Annotated in this window: 14 protein-coding genes; 8 read left to right on the top strand and 6 right to left on the bottom strand. The window is 45.0% G+C overall.

The features are described from left to right. Nucleotides 1-177 precede the first annotated feature (177 nt). From IAQ59_RS04720 to lpdA, 3 genes are all read left to right on the top strand, one after another. Nucleotides 178-2,976, top strand: a complete 2,799-nt coding sequence (locus IAQ59_RS04720) for a 2-oxoglutarate dehydrogenase E1 component (protein ID WP_209329634.1) — start codon at nucleotides 178-180, stop codon at nucleotides 2,974-2,976. An 86-nt stretch (nucleotides 2,977-3,062) separates the two neighbouring features. Next, nucleotides 3,063-4,601, top strand: coding sequence for a 2-oxoglutarate dehydrogenase complex dihydrolipoyllysine-residue succinyltransferase (gene odhB / locus IAQ59_RS04715; protein ID WP_209329633.1), 1,539 nt, complete (start codon nucleotides 3,063-3,065; stop codon nucleotides 4,599-4,601). Between the two features lie 103 nt (nucleotides 4,602-4,704). Continuing rightward, nucleotides 4,705-6,102, top strand: a complete 1,398-nt coding sequence (gene lpdA, locus IAQ59_RS04710; protein ID WP_209329632.1) for a dihydrolipoyl dehydrogenase — start codon at nucleotides 4,705-4,707, stop codon at nucleotides 6,100-6,102. Nucleotides 6,103-6,162: 60 nt separating this feature from the next. On the opposite strand, the gene lipA is transcribed toward lpdA, so the two are convergent. Both lipA and IAQ59_RS04700 read right to left on the bottom strand, forming a co-directional pair. Further along, nucleotides 6,163-7,041 (bottom strand): lipoyl synthase, encoded by an 879-nt coding sequence (gene lipA / locus IAQ59_RS04705; protein ID WP_209329631.1) that lies wholly within the window; start codon nucleotides 7,039-7,041, stop codon nucleotides 6,163-6,165. Between the two features lie 58 nt (nucleotides 7,042-7,099). Then, nucleotides 7,100-7,822 carry a hypothetical protein gene (locus IAQ59_RS04700; protein WP_209329630.1) on the bottom strand — a complete coding sequence of 241 codons (723 nt, stop codon included), beginning with the start codon at nucleotides 7,820-7,822 and terminating at the stop codon, nucleotides 7,100-7,102. A gap of 414 nt (nucleotides 7,823-8,236) precedes the next feature. Between IAQ59_RS04700 and IAQ59_RS04695 the strand changes: the two genes are divergently transcribed. From IAQ59_RS04695 to IAQ59_RS04685, 3 genes are all read left to right on the top strand, one after another. Then, nucleotides 8,237-8,782: an RNA polymerase sigma factor gene (locus IAQ59_RS04695; protein WP_209329629.1), complete on the top strand. Its 546-nt coding sequence runs from the start codon at nucleotides 8,237-8,239 to the stop codon at nucleotides 8,780-8,782. Next, nucleotides 8,766-10,133, top strand: a complete 1,368-nt coding sequence (locus IAQ59_RS04690) for an outer membrane beta-barrel protein (RefSeq protein WP_209329628.1) — start codon at nucleotides 8,766-8,768, stop codon at nucleotides 10,131-10,133. The genes IAQ59_RS04695 and IAQ59_RS04690 overlap by 17 nt, the downstream gene beginning before the upstream one ends. A 65-nt stretch (nucleotides 10,134-10,198) precedes the next feature. Next, nucleotides 10,199-11,155 carry an FKBP-type peptidyl-prolyl cis-trans isomerase gene (locus tag IAQ59_RS04685; protein ID WP_245189434.1) on the top strand — a complete coding sequence of 319 codons (957 nt, stop codon included), beginning with the start codon at nucleotides 10,199-10,201 and terminating at the stop codon, nucleotides 11,153-11,155. 63 nt (nucleotides 11,156-11,218) lie between these two features. On the opposite strand, the gene IAQ59_RS04680 is transcribed toward IAQ59_RS04685, so the two are convergent. The 4 genes from IAQ59_RS04680 to IAQ59_RS04665 form a co-directional block, all read right to left on the bottom strand. Next, nucleotides 11,219-11,680 (bottom strand): hypothetical protein, encoded by a 462-nt coding sequence (locus tag IAQ59_RS04680; RefSeq protein ID WP_209329627.1) that lies wholly within the window; start codon nucleotides 11,678-11,680, stop codon nucleotides 11,219-11,221. After that, the gene (locus IAQ59_RS04675; RefSeq protein ID WP_209329626.1) at nucleotides 11,674-12,603 is read right to left on the bottom strand and encodes a calcium/sodium antiporter; all 930 of its coding nucleotides are present in this window, start codon (nucleotides 12,601-12,603) and stop codon (nucleotides 11,674-11,676) included. Before IAQ59_RS04675 ends, IAQ59_RS04680 begins: the two co-directional genes overlap by 7 nt. Before the next feature lie 6 nt (nucleotides 12,604-12,609). Further along, nucleotides 12,610-13,263, bottom strand: a complete 654-nt coding sequence (upp, locus tag IAQ59_RS04670; RefSeq protein ID WP_209329625.1) for a uracil phosphoribosyltransferase — start codon at nucleotides 13,261-13,263, stop codon at nucleotides 12,610-12,612. A 67-nt stretch (nucleotides 13,264-13,330) separates the two neighbouring features. Continuing rightward, the gene (locus tag IAQ59_RS04665) at nucleotides 13,331-14,608 is read right to left on the bottom strand and encodes an OmpA family protein (RefSeq protein ID WP_209329624.1); all 1,278 of its coding nucleotides are present in this window, start codon (nucleotides 14,606-14,608) and stop codon (nucleotides 13,331-13,333) included. Nucleotides 14,609-14,786: 178 nt separating this feature from the next. Between IAQ59_RS04665 and IAQ59_RS04660 the strand changes: the two genes are divergently transcribed. Both IAQ59_RS04660 and hpt read left to right on the top strand, forming a co-directional pair. After that, nucleotides 14,787-15,704, top strand: a complete 918-nt coding sequence (locus IAQ59_RS04660; protein WP_209329623.1) for an aminopeptidase — start codon at nucleotides 14,787-14,789, stop codon at nucleotides 15,702-15,704. A gap of 83 nt (nucleotides 15,705-15,787) precedes the next feature. After that, nucleotides 15,788-16,318: a hypoxanthine phosphoribosyltransferase gene (hpt, locus tag IAQ59_RS04655; protein WP_209329622.1), complete on the top strand. Its 531-nt coding sequence runs from the start codon at nucleotides 15,788-15,790 to the stop codon at nucleotides 16,316-16,318. Nucleotides 16,319-16,353 lie beyond the last annotated feature (35 nt).

The following is a 16,353-nucleotide window of genomic DNA, read 5'->3' as shown; positions in this document are numbered from 1 at the left end:
AGTATCTCATATTGCAGCATCCCTGATCAAAATCAATGAATTATGTGGTAAAACAGAATAATCATCGGAACGCTAATTCTGATAAGATTGATTATCAATAAAATGCGTGTATTCGCATAAGCGGTTTTTAAAGAAATGCAAATTTATATAGCTTTGTGAAGCTGAAATTAACAAACAATGGATAAATATTCATATATCTCCAATGCACATGTAGCCTATATAGATGAACTATATGATAGCTACAAGAAGAACCCAGACGCAATTGATCCAAGTTGGAAGGCTTTTTTTGATGGATTTGATTTTGCCATTACGAAGTATGGTGAAGACGAAGAGGGGGGGGCTGAAGTTTCCTCAATGACCTCAAAGACTGCGGTAAATGGAAATCTAGCGACGAAGGGTTCCATCATGGATATGGAGGAGCTACCCAAGGAAATTAAGGTTAGGGCATTTATTCATGCCTACCGTTCCAGGGGTCACCTTCGGTCTAAAACCAACCCTGTCCGGGAGCGTAGGGATCGAAGAGCGCTTTTGGACTTGGATGATTTTGGCTTGGATACTTCGGATTTAGATAAGGAGTTCCAGGCGGGTAATGAAATCGGAATAGGCAATGCAAAGCTTAGTAAGATTATCGAGTCCCTCAAGACGATCTATGAAGGTAGCATGGGTTTTGAATACATGTATATTCGGGATCCGGAAATTTTGGATTGGTTCAGGCTCAAGATTGAAAAGGAGGCGCTGGAGTTTAATCCACCTATTGAGGAGAAGAAGCGGATTTTGGCCAAGTTGAACGAGGCGGTGGTGTTTGAGAATTTTTTACATACCAAATACCTTGGACAGAAGCGCTTTTCACTAGAAGGAGGCGAGAGTACGATTCCATTTCTGGATGCCATGATCAACAAAGGCGCGGAAATGGGTGTGGAGGAAGTGATGATAGGCATGGCCCATCGCGGTAGATTAAATGTTTTGGCCAATATCATGGGGAAGACCTATGAGCAGATATTTTCTGAGTTTGAAGGTACCGCAAAGCCTGACCTGACTATGGGAGATGGGGATGTAAAATATCACATGGGATTTTCCAGTGAGGTTCCTACCACTTCTGATAAGCTGATGATATTGAAGTTGGCACCTAACCCTTCGCATTTGGAAGCAGTAAATCCAGTTGTAGAAGGCTTTGTGAGGGCTAAAATCGATCATCAGTACAATGGAGATGCCGACAAGATGATTCCTGTGTTGATCCATGGAGATGCTGCTGTTGCCGGGCAGGGCATTGTGTATGAGGTCACGCAAATGTCCGGACTAAAGGGATATTACACTGGAGGCACGATCCATTTCGTGATCAACAATCAAGTCGGTTTTACAACGGATTTTGACGACGCAAGAAGTTCCATATATTGTACAGATGTCGCAAAGATTATCGATGCTCCGGTCATTCACGTAAATGGGGATGATCCAGAGGCAGTGGTATTTGCGGCGAGACTCGCGGTGGAGTTTCGGCAAAAATACAACAGGGATATTTTTGTCGATATGGTATGCTACCGACGACATGGGCACAACGAATCGGATGAACCGAAGTTTACCCAACCCGAATTGTACAATGTGATTTCCAAGCATCCCAATCCGAGAGAGATATACAACAAGAAATTGCTCGAAAAAGGAGCGGTGGATGCACAGCTTGCAAAGCAGATGGATCAGGAGTTCCGTCAATTGCTTCAAGATAGGCTGAACATGGTCAAGGAAAAGCCACTTCCCTATACCTATTCGGCTTTTGAGAAGGCATGGTCGGAGTTGAGAAGGGCCACCGCAGCTGATTTTGAAGCTTCACCTGCAACGGGCATTTCAGAGGAGGCTATTAAGAAAGTTGCGGATGCACTCACGGTTATCCCAAAAGGATTCAAGCCCATTAAGCAAATCGAGGCTCAGGTAAAGCAGCGAAAAGAGATGTTTTTTAAGACAAAGTCTCTCAATTGGGCGGCAGCGGAACTGTTGGCTTATGGTTCCTTGCTTTTGGAGGGTAAAACGGTGCGTATCACTGGTCAGGATTGTCAGCGGGGTACCTTTTCGCATCGGCATGCGGTTATTCATGATGCTGTGACGAACAAACCCTACAATTCACTAAAGGAGCTCAAGGATAGTCGAGGTAAGTTTTATATTTATAATTCCCTGTTGTCAGAGTATGCTGTATTGGGTTTTGAATACGGGTATGCGATGGCTAATCCAAATGCATTGACAATTTGGGAGGCCCAATTTGGGGATTTCGCCAACGGTGCCCAGACCATGATTGATCAATTTATCACTTCCGGCGAGTCTAAATGGCAAAAAATGAATGGGCTGGTGATGTTGCTTCCCCACGGATATGAAGGGCAAGGCCCAGAGCATTCCAATGCCCGTCCGGAGCGTTTCTTGCAATTGGCAGCTGAAAATAACGTGGTAGTAGCCAATATTACGGAGCCATCCAACTTTTTTCACATGTTGAGGCGGCAGATGACTTGGGAATTTCGAAAGCCCTGCATCGTCATGTCTCCTAAATCTTTGCTCAGACATCCGAAGGTGTTTTCTCCGATGGAGGAATTTACTTCCGGAAGGTTTAAGGAAACCATCCTGGATACTACGGTAGATCCTAAGCAAGTACGCCGGGTGGTCTTATGTTCCGGTAAGATATACTACGAACTGGACGAACTGAGGGAAAAGGAGAAGATCAAAAATGTGGCAATCATACGTGTGGAGCAGCTACACCCGCTACCAAAAAACCAGATAATGGAGGCATTGAAAGCGTTTGGAGATGCTGAAATTTACTGGGTACAGGAGGAACCAGAAAATATGGGGTATTGGGCTTATATGGTTCGGAATCTTTTCAGGGATCTTCCTTCGATGAATGTCGTGGCGCGAAAGGCGAGCGCATCTCCCGCTACCGGATTTAACAAGGTGCACCAGGAAGAACAAAGGCAGATTCTGGAGAAGGCTTTATATATTCCGTGAAAATCGGCAGTAATCTAAGTTTTCAATTAGTTTAATATAAAGAAACGATCGAGCTTTTGGTAGCTCTAAATTAAAGCGAAGACCACATGAGTATAGCAATCAAGGTTCCCGCTGTTGGGGAATCCATTACCGAAGTAACCATAGGCCAGTGGTTTAAAAATGATGGCGACTATGTAGAAATGGACGAGGTGATTTGCGAACTAGAGTCCGATAAAGCGACTTTTGAACTGGCCGCTGAGGCTGCTGGCGTCCTTAAAATCAAAGGACAAGAAGGTGACACCTTGGAAATCGGAGCGGTAATATGTGAGATTGACACAGAAGGTTCGCAGGCTCCATCGACTCCGGAAGGGCCCGCTGAAACATCGGCAGAGACTAAAAAGACAGGAAGTGGCGAAGTAAAGGATATGGTGGTGCCTACGGTAGGTGAGTCTATCACAGAGGTTACATTGGCAACTTGGCTGAAAGGCGACGGGGAGTATGTGGAGCTTGATGAGATTATCGCAGAGGTAGACTCAGACAAGGCCACGTTTGAATTGCCTGCAGAGGCATCCGGCATATTGCGTCATGTGGCAAAGGAAGGCGATACGTTGGAAATAGGTGGTCTGATCTGTCAAATAGTGGAAAGCGGAGAGCCCAGTTCAGGGGTAGGGGATAGCAAGGGAACTCTCATGAATACCCCGGGTGTGGAACGCAGTGAAGTTGCAGGTAAGGAAAGCTATGCGACAGGACATGCATCCCCTGCGGCGGCAAAGATTTTGGCCGAAAAGGGTATAGAGGCCTCATCGGTAAAGGGAACCGGTAAAGACGGTCGAATTACGAAGGAAGATGCTGAAAGTGCGCAAAAGGCAGCCATCGCGCCGGCAAAGGCAGCAGCTGGCTCCGCACCTGTTGAATCCAAGTCTGCTAGCCCGGTAGTAGAAGGCGATCGAAATATGCGAAGGGAGAAAATGTCTTCCTTGCGCAGGACCATATCCAAGCGCTTGGTCGCAGCCAAGAACGAGACGGCCATGTTGACCACCTTTAACGAGGTAAACATGAAGCCAATAATGGATTTAAGGAAGCAATATAAAGATCTGTTTAAAGATAAATACAACGTTAATCTGGGCTTTATGTCCTTTTTTACGAAGGCAGCCTGTATGGCCTTGCAAGAATGGCCGGCGGTCAATGCGCAGATTGACGGAAATGAAATTATCTATCACGACTTTTGTGACGTGAGCATTGCGGTATCTTCTCCCAAGGGTCTTGTGGTTCCCGTCATTCGAAATGCGGAGAAAATGTCTTTCGCTGAAATCGAGCAGGAAGTGGTGCGTCTCGCCGTTAAGGCCAGAGACGGAAAGCTGACCATCGACGAGATGACAGGGGGAACATTTACGCTAACTAATGGCGGTATATTCGGATCCATGATGTCGACACCGATTATCAATGCCCCACAATCGGCCATTTTGGGAATGCACAATATTGTGGAGCGGCCGATGGCAGTAAATGGTGAGGTGAAGATATTGCCCATGATGTATTTGGCGTTATCTTACGACCACCGTATCATCGATGGGCGAGAGTCGGTGAGTTTCTTGGTACGCGTAAAGCAGCTTCTAGAAGATCCGACCCGCTTGCTGATCGGTGTGTAAGGGAGCTATTTAATGCCATTCGAGCCGTTGGCTTTGAAGGTTTTTTTTCATTCATTCACTATCTCTCTTCGTAGCAGAAGGAAAGGGATTAAAACGAGTAAATATGTACGACCTTATAGTAATTGGTTCAGGACCAGGAGGGTATGTTGCCGCAATCCGAGCCGCTCAGCTTGGTTTAAAAACAGCGATTGTGGAAAAGTATCCTACGCTTGGTGGTACCTGCTTAAATGTGGGCTGTATTCCCTCCAAAGCACTTTTGGACTCTTCTGAGCATTATCATAACGCCGCTCATGCCTTTACGTCACATGGGATTGATCTTAAAGATCTAAAGGTAAATATGCCGCAGATGATCAACCGAAAGTCAGAAGTGGTGAAACAAAATGTGGACGGCATCCAATACCTGATGAAGAAGAATAAAATCGATGTGCATCAAGGTGTCGGATCATTTGTGAACAAAACTACAGTGAAGGTTACCAAGAGCGATGGGACTTCTCAGGATATTACAGCTAAGCATATCCTTATTGCCACGGGTTCCAAACCGGCAGGGCTGCCATTTATCAAGTTGGATAAGGAACGGATTATTACTTCTACCGAAATCTTAAACCTAACCAGCGTTCCAAAGCACCTGATCGTGATCGGTGGGGGTGTAATCGGGCTCGAATTGGGGTCTGTTTTTGCAAGGGTTGGTGCAAAAGTATCCGTTGTGGAATTTATGGACTCGTTGATTCCAACCATGGATCGGACGATGGGGAAAGAGCTTCAAAAGTCTTTAAAGAAGCTTGGAATCGAATTTTATTTAAAGCACAAAGTGACTGCCGTGGAGCGAAACGGCGACGAAGTCACCGTGAAGGCAGACAATGCGAAGGGCGAGCAAATTTCGTTGCAAGGTGACTATGTGCTCGTTTCAATTGGGAGGAAGCCTTACACAGAGGGGTTGAATACCGAAGCTGCGGGCGTGAAGATCAATGATAGGGGGCAAATTGAGGTCGATGAACACTTAAAAACCAGCGTAGATTCCATTTATGCAATAGGGGACGTGGTAAAAGGTGCCATGTTGGCACACAAGGCAGAGGAAGAAGGCGTGTTTGTAGTGGAGCAATTGGTGGGGCAAAAGCCCCATATCAATTATTTGCTCATTCCCAATGTAGTGTATACTTGGCCTGAGGTTGCGGGAGTGGGATACACTGAAGAGCAGCTTAGAGAAAAAGGGATCACCTTCAAGACAGGTAAGTTTCCTTTTATGGCATCCGGACGAGCCAGGGCATCTGGAGATGTGGATGGATTGGTAAAGGTACTTGCGGATGCCAAAACGGATGAAATTCTGGGAGTGCATATGATCGGACCACGTGTAGCGGATATGATAGCCGAGGCGGTGGTGGCAATGGAGTTTAGGGCTTCTGCTGAGGATATTGCGAGGATGTCCCATGCTCACCCAACCTATACGGAGGTGTTTAGGGAAGCCTGTTTGGCTGCTACCGGTGACAGGGCCCTGCATATATAAGTGTCCAAGTTTAAAAAAATTAAAGGTCTCCGAACTCAGGAGACCTTTTTTATTTTTAGCTCAAATATTTACGTGCCTTTCGGCGTGGTAAGAGGATCTCACTAGCGGTCCCGACTCCACGTATTTTAAGCCTCGCTTGAGTCCTTCTTCCCGGTAAGCTGCAAATTGGTCTGGATGAATGAACTCGGCTACTTCAATATGCATTTTGGTAGGTTGTAGGTATTGTCCGAGTGTCAAAATATCACATCCGTGGGCAACTAGGTCATCCATAGCCTTGTGTACTTCGTCCACTTTTTCGCCTAACCCAAGCATGATGCCGGTTTTTGTGCGTTTTCCAAAATCCTTGGTTCGTCGTATCTGTTCCAGTGATCGGCCATACTTAGCTTGAGGTCTAACCCTTCGGTAGAGCCTTTCCACCGTTTCCATATTGTGTGAGACCACCTCCTGTCCAGCTTCGATCATTCTGATCAGTGCATCCCAGTTGGATTTTACGTCAGGAATGAGTGTTTCTATAGTGGTGTTCGGAGATAACCTCTTGGTTTCCACTACTGTTTGATACCATATTTCGGCTCCTCTATCCTTTAGTTCGTCCCTGTTTACCGAAGTGATCACTGCATGCTTTACTTTCATCAGTTGGATTGCTTCGGCGACCCTTCGGGGCTCATCGGTATCGTATTCAGGGGGCCTTCCTGTAGCTACTGCACAGAAGGAACATGAACGGGTACATACATTCCCTAAAATCATAAAAGTAGCAGTACCTGCACCCCAACATTCTCCCATATTGGGACAATTTCCACTTTCGCAGATGGTGTGAAGCTTATGCTGATCTACTAATTTTCTTACGTTGGCGTATTCTCTACCCACCGGCAGTTTTACCCTTAGCCAATCGGGTTTCTTTCGCTTGGTCTGTTCCTCAGAAATAACGGGTAATTCGATCATAGTTTAAATGAAGTCAGGTACAAAGGTAAAGATAAATGCAGGGCCTGCCAACCGGATATTATCTTCTGAACCCATAGTATAAGGTAAAATAAACGGATTGGAAAATTTGGCGGTTTTCCGTAGTTGGCATCAACACGATTTCTTTGTTAAAACCTTCCAGGAGGTAGCCAAGTTCCAAGCCGGTAACATTTGACTTGAAAAACCCAAATTCAAATGCCAATGCGGCCTTCGCATGTGCGCCAAAGGCCAATTCTGATTCGCCTATACCTTCGAATAGCCTGCCAGGCCCCAATACGTCAAATCTACTTTGGTGTAGTTCCGGGCTGTATTGTTGCCGAATGGTTTCTGTCCGGCTTTGATAGACCTCGATATAGTAGGGGGCCACAAGACCTAAGGTAGGACCAACCGCGGCCAGTGCGGAAACCTGCACACCCTGGTGGGGCGCTTTCTTAAACATGATGATTTCTCTCCCGTACTGTGGCCTGATGGCATACAGGTAATTGGATTTTCCAAAAATGAAGCTATTACCCAACGCAGTGCTATATCTGACTTCCTTGGGGTTTTTCACATTGGCCAATTCCAATTGGAAAAACTGAAAAAGGTTGTCGTCTATGCTGCTTCCTATTTTGAGGCTTATGCCTCCAATTAGGCCGCCATTGGTGTTTTTATTGATGCCGAATAATACTTCTCGGTCATAGTCGTAATTGCCCGCATCTTCCCGCTGCGCAAGGGATGTGTGGTAACTGAACGAACAGATACAGAGAATAAGTAGGTATTTCATCTGTTTATAATTTGTTCTTTAGCGGTCAGATGGAATCTCGCACGAATTTCAATCGTCCCTCCGTGTGTCGCTTGCGTCGTGCTCGATTTCATGTGTCTATAATTGTTTTTCAGCGGTCAAATGGAATCTCGCATGGCTAATAGTCATCCCAGTGTGTGTCGCTTGCGTCATGCTCGATTTCATGTTGTTTCCCATAAGCAGCCAGAAAGTAAACGTCCGAACCCCAGACAATGTTCTTAATTGGAAACTTAAAAATAGCAGATAATCGGTAGTATCAAAAGATACCGCTGTGATTATTCGATAGCTACCGGTAGCATATGGAAAAAACGAAATAAAAAAAGTTGAGTAGCTTTGTAGCGTTTTCGTGCCGCTGTACGTCTACACAATAACGACGTCCTATAATTATCAATTCTTTTGGAGCAAGATCTCATACAAGAAGCTAGAAAAGGGGATCCAAAGTCACTCGAGAGGCTTTATAAGCATTTCTATGGGTATGCCATGAGTGTGGCTTTGCGGTACTCGGGTAATCGCGACGAAGCGTGTGAGATTGTGAATGACAGTTTTCTGAAGATGTTTGATAAATTGGATCAATATAAAGGGGGGAGCTCCTTCAAAGGCTGGTTGAGGCGGATATTGATCAATACGTCGGTAGATTATTACAGGAAAAACCTCCGATTTTCGGGAATGGTGGATATAGAACAGATAGATGTGGAAGCATATCATGTGAGTGTAATAGATGATTTGTCCACGGAAGATATCCTTCGGTTATTGGGCGAACTGCCCGATAACTTGCGTATTATCTTTAACATGTTTGAAATCGAAGGTTACAAACACGATGAAATAGCAGCCCATTTGAATATACCTTCGAGTACCTGTCGGACCTATCTGGCTAGGGCCAAGGGTATGTTGAGGGAGAAGGTAATTGCTTTAAACCATGTAAAAAATGAAGGAGCAGTTTGATAAGAGGTTAGTGGATAAAATTAAAGACTCCTTTGCGCATCATGAGGAGCCATATGATCCTGCACAATGGGAAAAATTATCCAGTGCCTACTTTAAGCCGGAAAGGAAAACTGCGCGCCTGATATGGCCATTCATTACGGCTGGATTGGCAGCTAGTTTGTTTTTGGTGCTCGTTTATGGACCATTTGGAGGGGGGGACGCGCTAGATGACGAAAGACTTTCCGAAGCGGCTGAACGGAAATTTGAAGCGGAGGAGTCCGGGTGGGAAAGCCCGGCTTTAGCTGGGTCAGATACCTTGCCAACGCTTCGTCAGTTTGCGGATGAGGTCAATCAGCAGGGAGAAGAAGACACAAAAGCACAAAGTAGAACACCTATACGAACGAATTCCGCCGAGCGTTCCTCACCGGAAGATAAGCTAGCTTCTGTGGAGAAGAGTGATTTGGAAACCTATGAAGACCGGCTGGCTGTTCAAATCGAAGAGGATCGTCCATCAGGCTTTGAGCTCGATCAAATGCTACCTAAAGGGGACTTTGTGATGCCGACGGATACGCTTTTTAATGCAGCCGAAAGCCGTCCAGCTCCCATGGATGTGAATGAGGCGCTGCAAGTGCTGGAAAAATGGATGGCATCTGGGGATGAGGAGGCCACGACTCCATTGGCTGCAAAATCCAATTCACCTGTCAAGCTGGGCTTGGTGGTGGCTCCGCAGGCTAGTTCCGATGCCGTCAATGGGATGAATTTGGGTGCCGGGGTAATGTCTGAGTTTTCGTTGTCTCGAAAGTTACGATTGGATGTGGGAATGACCTACGCCAGACAGAACCTAAATGCAGATCGGTCTCCGAGTGTAGTCATGGCTTCTCAGGCATCCTACGCAAAGGCGGATCAAATGGCCATGGCGGAAAACATTCGAGCCAGTTCAAATTTTCTCGGCTCATCCTCCCAATTGAGTTTGGCCAGTATAGATATTCCGGTAAACTTGAAATACCTGCTTTTGGAGAGAAAAAATGCGGGTGTGTTTCTAATCACCGGTTTATCTAGCATGGTTTATTTGGATCAAGCAGCCACGGAAACCTTTGAGACAAGTTCTTTTTTTACCTCTACTTCCTCAGGGTTGAATTTTGCTCCCACTGTGGAGCAGTTTACTTCTGTTTACCGTCCTGCAGGTAGGTCAGGTGCTGATTTTGGAGGTATGTTGAACCTGTCGGTTGGCTATGAGTATAATTTGAAGAATGGAACGTTTATTTCCTTAGAACCTTTTTACAAATTGCCACTTGGAGACCTTACCTTTGTTAATCAACAATTTTCGGTTGCTGGAATGAACCTGCGGATGAACTTTAATCTTCGAAAATAATTCGTTACGTATTCCGATTGTTTTAGCCAATTGCACCTAAATTAAATCAATATAACTACCTTATTATGAATCAAATGTTTAAGTACCTTGCGGCACCATTCGTTTTCTTGTCCCTTACCGGATGTTTGCAGGAGTCGGAATCAGAGTTGGATCAAGTAATCGCGCGAGATGATGCCATTTTGGAGCGGTACATAGAGAGTAACCAACTAGCTGCCACTAAAACGCAAGTCGGATTTTATTATGAAAAAGTCAATCAGAATGCGGAAGGTGCGGAGATTGTAAACGATGATTTCGTCGGCGTTTATTTTGAAATCCGGTCATTGGACGGTCAGTTGATAAAATCTTATATGGATGAAACAAAGGAGCCGATTATATTTAAGCAATCGATGGATGGAATATGGCCGGTTGTCTTCGCCTATGCAGCTGGATTATCCCGTGTCGGAGAGGAGCTAATGGTCTATTCTCCCTCCTATTTGGCATTTGGTAACTACGGGTATCAGCAGTTGATCCTTGCCAATTCAAATCTGACTATTCGTCTTAAGTTTGCCCGAAAATACACACTTGATGAGCTAAAGGAGCGGGAGGAGCAGTTGATTTTGGATTATATAGCGGAAAATGAGTTGGAGGGATTTGAAGAAATATCTGATGGAATATACAGGAGGATATTGGAGTCAGGTGATGCGGAGAAAACAGCTTCTTCCAACAGCAGTAACGTGTCCTTTGATTTTGAGCTTTTCCAGTTGGGCGAGACAGAAGCGACTTTTGAATCTACCCCCAATTCCCGGCCATCCGTTACGATAGGGGCTGCTGGAGGATTGCCGTTTTTGGATCATGGCCTACGAGGTGTCAGAGAGGGAGCGGAGATCGAGGTATTGGCGTATTCATTTGCTGCCTATGATGGATCCATTCAAATTATTCCTTCAGAAATCCGGGAAGATTTGTACCTAAAAGGAGAGCAGATCGATTTGGTACGGCCTTTTACACCGGTTTTCCTAAAGGCAACGGTGGCGAGTGTCCTTTAAAACCACAGAAGGTGTTGAAACAAAGCTAAAATAGGAAAGTGGGAATACCGCTTTCCTATTTGTTTAGGTTGGTAACAAACTCTTGAAAAAGGGGATGTCCAGAATTTCATGTATGGATATCCCAAAGATAAACGCCCAGATCAACGCACTAATCAGCATGGTGAAGATGATTTTTTTCTTTGGGATGCCGAATGACGTAAGAATTACTGTTCCACCGATAGGAGTTAGTAAAATGGGAGTAAGTGCGGCAATTCCCCAAACGCCAAACTTTTGCCATATTCGAATGATATTTCGGGTTTGTTTGGTGAATTTTTTGGGATTTTTCCGGACTTTGATGGTCCACGTTCGCTTTATCCATTCTCCAACAAAGGTAAACGCCACCACAGAGGTCATCATGCCCGATACGGTGACCAGCTCTATTTCTAAGACGCTATATCCAGCCGCATAGCCAAGTACTGGGCCGGCAATGAATTTAAACAAGCATAGGAAATAGATGCCTAGAAACGTCGCAAGATATTCTACCATAAGAGGAAGAAAATGTAGATCAGGTAGCCTCCAAGCAATATGCCCCCATCAATTCGGGATAGGTTGTACCGCAGTCGCATGAGTGGAAACAACAATACCGTAAACGCAATCATCCAAAGGTAGTCATTGTAGATAAAATCGAGCGATACAGGTATGGGACGAACCAAAGCCGTAACTCCTATAATGGAAAGTATGTTCATCATGTTGCTTCCAAGGATATTCCCTATAGCAATGTCCGTTTCCTTTTTTAGGGCAGCAATCACCGATGTGATGAGTTCAGGAAGACTGGTTCCAACTGCAATTACGGTAATGCCAATCACCCGTTCACTGACACCGAGGGTTTGTGCAATATCAACGCCGTTTTCAACGAATAATTCCGCACCAAAATAAAGGCCGAGTATACCGAGTAGCACATATCCTAAGGACAGCCATATCGATTTTTTTTTCAGCTCAATGGTGTCTTCATCGCTAATTTCCACTCGCCCTATTTTTTTAAAAAAATACAGATTTACAGCCACCAGTAGGCCCACCAGCACAAGACCTTCCAAAAAAGAAATGATGCCGTTAAGGGATAAAAGAAAGAAAAATACGGTCGTGATTAACGTGAACAGATAGTCCATCCTCAGGATGGAACGAGTGATCACAACCGGAAAAACCAAGCTAGTAATTCCCAGTACCAGGGTGATATTTGCGATATTCGACCCCACGACGTTGCCGATGGCAATATCACTATTTCCCTTTAGGGCGGCGGTTACGCTCACCAGAAGTTCGGGGGCCGAGGTGCCAAATGCGACGATGGTCAGACCAATTAATCCGGCACTTAGCCCAAGTCGGGCGGCAATGGCGGACGCTCCATCTACGAGTACCTTGCCACCAGCCAAGAGTAATAACAGCCCGACGGTTAATAGAATGTAAGAAATCATTTGGTGTTAGAAAGAGAGTTTAGGACCGAAGCAAAGATCGCCTGCATCTCCTAGACCGGGTATGATATAGGAATGGGAATCCAGCCGGTCATCCAGTGCACATGTCCAGATCTTGAATGGAGATTTCAGGCTTTTTTGAAGGTATTCAACACCTTCAGGTGCAGCAATGACCGATAGAAGATGAAAGGTAGTTGGACGACCGTGTTTTAACAGGGCGTTGATGCTTTTGACAAACGATTTTCCTGTAGCTAACATGGGGTCTACCAGAATTACGTCCTTGCCTTCAATGGACGGTGCTGCAAGGTAACCCAATTCGATTTCTATAGGCTGGTGTTCCAGGTGATCCTTTCGAAATGCGCCGATCAATCCGCTATCAGCGTTGTCAAAAACACTCAAAACGCCGTTAAAATAGGGTATGGCTGCTCGCAGGACCGCAATCACAACAGGAGGAGACGCTGCCAGTGGGATTTTTGTTTCCGCTAGAGGCGTCTTGATAGTTGATGTTTCGTACGTAAGTTCCTTTGAAATTTCGTAAGCCATGATTTGACCTAGACGTTCAAGGTTCTTACGAAAAACCAATCGATTTGTTTGGGTCTCGGTATTTCTTAATTCAGCCAAGTAATGGTTGGCTATGGAGTTATCGCGGTTTAATACAAACATCGCTGGAAAATTGAACAAAAAAACCCGATCTGTAAAGATCGGGTTTTCACTACATATCAAATATTGATTACTTTACTTCAAAGCTTACTCTTCTCGCAAGTTGTCTTGCATCCGCAGAAGCTTTGTCTACACTCGTATCTTCTCCATATCCCTTGTAAGATACTCTAGAGGCATCTATTCCTGCGGCTACCATAACGTCGTACACTGCTTTAGCCCGACGCTCAGATAACTTCATGTTGTAGTTCTCAGGGCCTAGCTCATCAGCATAACCTTTCAACTCTACATTAACTCCTGGATTTCGCTTAAGGAAGTTGGCTACGTAGTTAATAGCTGATGCAGAATAACCAAGTGGTTTTGCGCTGTCAAATGCATAATACACATTCACGTATCCGTCGTTGATTGCTTTTTTCAAGTAATCTACTTCTTCAACGGTGTCAGCGGGAGGACATCCGTCCATAGATGCAGGTCCGGGGACAAATGGACATTTATCTAAGTGGTCAGCAATACCGTCTCCATCTGAATCCAATGTTCTACCGTGAGAATCCACGCGAGCGCCGGCAGGGGTGTTGGGTTCTTTGTCCAAGTAATCTGGAACACCATCTCCGTCGGAATCTTTCAGCATGTCTCTGATTTCACCAATTTGGGTAGCTAACTCTTCTTTGGTGGCATATTGGCTATCACGGATATACCAATCTGCGTGGGTGCTTCCACTACCTAAGTAGAAGGAAAGACCCAGTGTGCCTGTCCAGTATACGCCGTTAACCCCGTAGTGACCTGGAGTAGTTCGTGTAATTCTGGAATTGCCATCGAAAGCCAGATCTTGTCTTCCCGCAAGGATGGTGCTAATGTCGCCATTCAAAGCTACACGCTCTCCCAACTTTACTTGACTTGTCAAACCGACGATGAAGTTGTACTGATCATCTTGTTCGTCGGCAAATATACCTTCTTGGGGAGTCATTCTACCGATACCTGCGCCAAAGTGACCCAAAAGGTTCACACGGCGAGTGAAGGTTTCCCAGCTCATGATTCTTCCCAAGTTGGCAATACCTTGCAAATTAGCCCGGAAATAGTTCGAAGAAAATGAAGGAGTGCTGGACTCGTTGCTGAACGAACCGAATCCATAATCTAACTTCGCTCCAAACTTTTCATTAAACATGTACCTTACTCCAATATCCGCAGATCCTACATTTAACGGATTTGGACTGTAGTAGCCGGGAGTTAGAGGAGCCATGGCGTTATTGAAGCCAGCATTGACATCAATAGACCACTTGTTGAAGTCGTTTTGCGCTTGAGCTCCAAACCCTAAAGCGCCAGCCATTAGTGTTGATAATATTAATTTTTTCATGGTAAAAAATTTTTTTTCAACTTTCAGTTTTTAAATTGTTTTGAATTAAGATTTGTTTCGAAGTAGCAATTCCAATTACAAATGTAGAATATTTTGCGAGAACTCTAAACTATTCCACATTTTGTTTTGTAAAATTAAATTAATAATCCGAATTGTAGAAAACCGGTCATCACAAATTATGCCAACCCACCCCTTATTGATTGAGCTACTGCACCTGTCTGGAGTTTCTGGAGACGAGCGTCGTGTTCGTGATTTTGTGTTAAATTATGTTTTGAAACGTCGAAAGTTTTGGAAGGTTGCGCCGGAGGTTCATTTTGGAGATAATCTTCAGGATAATTTGATTTTGGCGTTCGGTAATCCTCGGACAGCGGTTTTTGCCCACATGGATACGGTAGGGTTTATGGCCCGTTATGCGAATCAGTTGGTTCCTGTAGGCGGCCCGGAGGTATTGGATGGGGATGCGCTAATAGGGGAGGATGCTTATGGTTCGATCGCGTGTAGGCTTCTGGTTGATGATGGCAACTTGTATCATGACTTTAAGCGGCCGGTTCTGCCCGGCACCATCCTGACCTATCGGCAGGACGTCGAAATCACAGATTCGTATATAGAGGGTGCCTATTTAGACAATCGGCTGGGGGTTTACAATGCGCTGCTGCTTTGTGAGGAGTTGACGGACGGATTGGTGGTGTTTTCGACCTACGAGGAGCATGGTGGGGGAGCAGTTCCGTTGTTAATGAAATATATTTATGAGAGGTGGCCCATACAGAATGCCCTGATATCAGATATCACCTGGGCTACTGAGGGGGTGAGGCCAGGAGAAGGTGTAGTTATTTCCCTGAGAGATAAGCACATCCCACGGAGAAGTTTTTTGAATAAAATGGTGTTACTTGCTGATGAAAGTGAAATCCCGTACCAATTAGAGGTGGAGGCGTATGGCAGTAGCGACGGTCGTGAGGTCCATTATTCTCCCTATCCAGTGGACTGGTGTTTCATTGGTGCTCCGCAGGAGAATGCGCATACACCAAGAGAGCGGGTGATATGGACAGACTTTGAGTCCATGCTTCAATTGTACAGGTTCTTGATGGATCGCCTCTAACTGTCGGGTAATTTGTTTTGTTTACCTTTTATATTCTTTATATTTGTCAAGAGCTTGCCACAGAGGCACCCTTAATTCCTTTTATGATTCAGATTTTAGACCGGAATTTTGTTCCGTACATAAGTGCCTCCGAAATTCAGCAACGCGTCAAGGAAATCGCCGGTAAAATAAATGAGGAATTTGCTGGTGATCCTCCCGTACTTTTAGGGGTTTTAAATGGCGCATTCATGTTTTTTTCTGATTTGGTAAAGCACCTCACCATCCCCTGTGAAGTGGCGTTTATTAGGATATCTTCCTACCAAGGATTGCAGTCGTCCGGTAAGGTCATACCCAAAATGGAAGTTACGGATGACCTGAAGGGGAAACGGGTCATTGTGGTAGAAGACATTGTGGATACAGGAAGGAGTATGGAATACCTGCTCCAGGTTCTGGCTGGGATGGGTGTTCCAAGTGTTTCCATTGTTACCTTGTTGCAAAAGCCAGACGCATTAGAAGTGGAAGGCATATCTTTGGATTATGTAGGTTTTTCTATCCAAAATCAGTTCGTATTAGGTTACGGTCTCGATTACAATGGATTTGGCCGGAATTTGCCTGAAATATATGTTTTGAAATAGAGTAAAAAGTTCTTTAACCAATTAAATAGTGATTG

It is taken from the genome of Lunatimonas salinarum (genome assembly GCF_017811155.1).
GTDB classification, from domain to species: domain Bacteria; phylum Bacteroidota; class Bacteroidia; order Cytophagales; family Cyclobacteriaceae; genus Lunatimonas; species Lunatimonas salinarum.
This window is presented reverse-complemented; position numbering and strand designations above follow the sequence as displayed.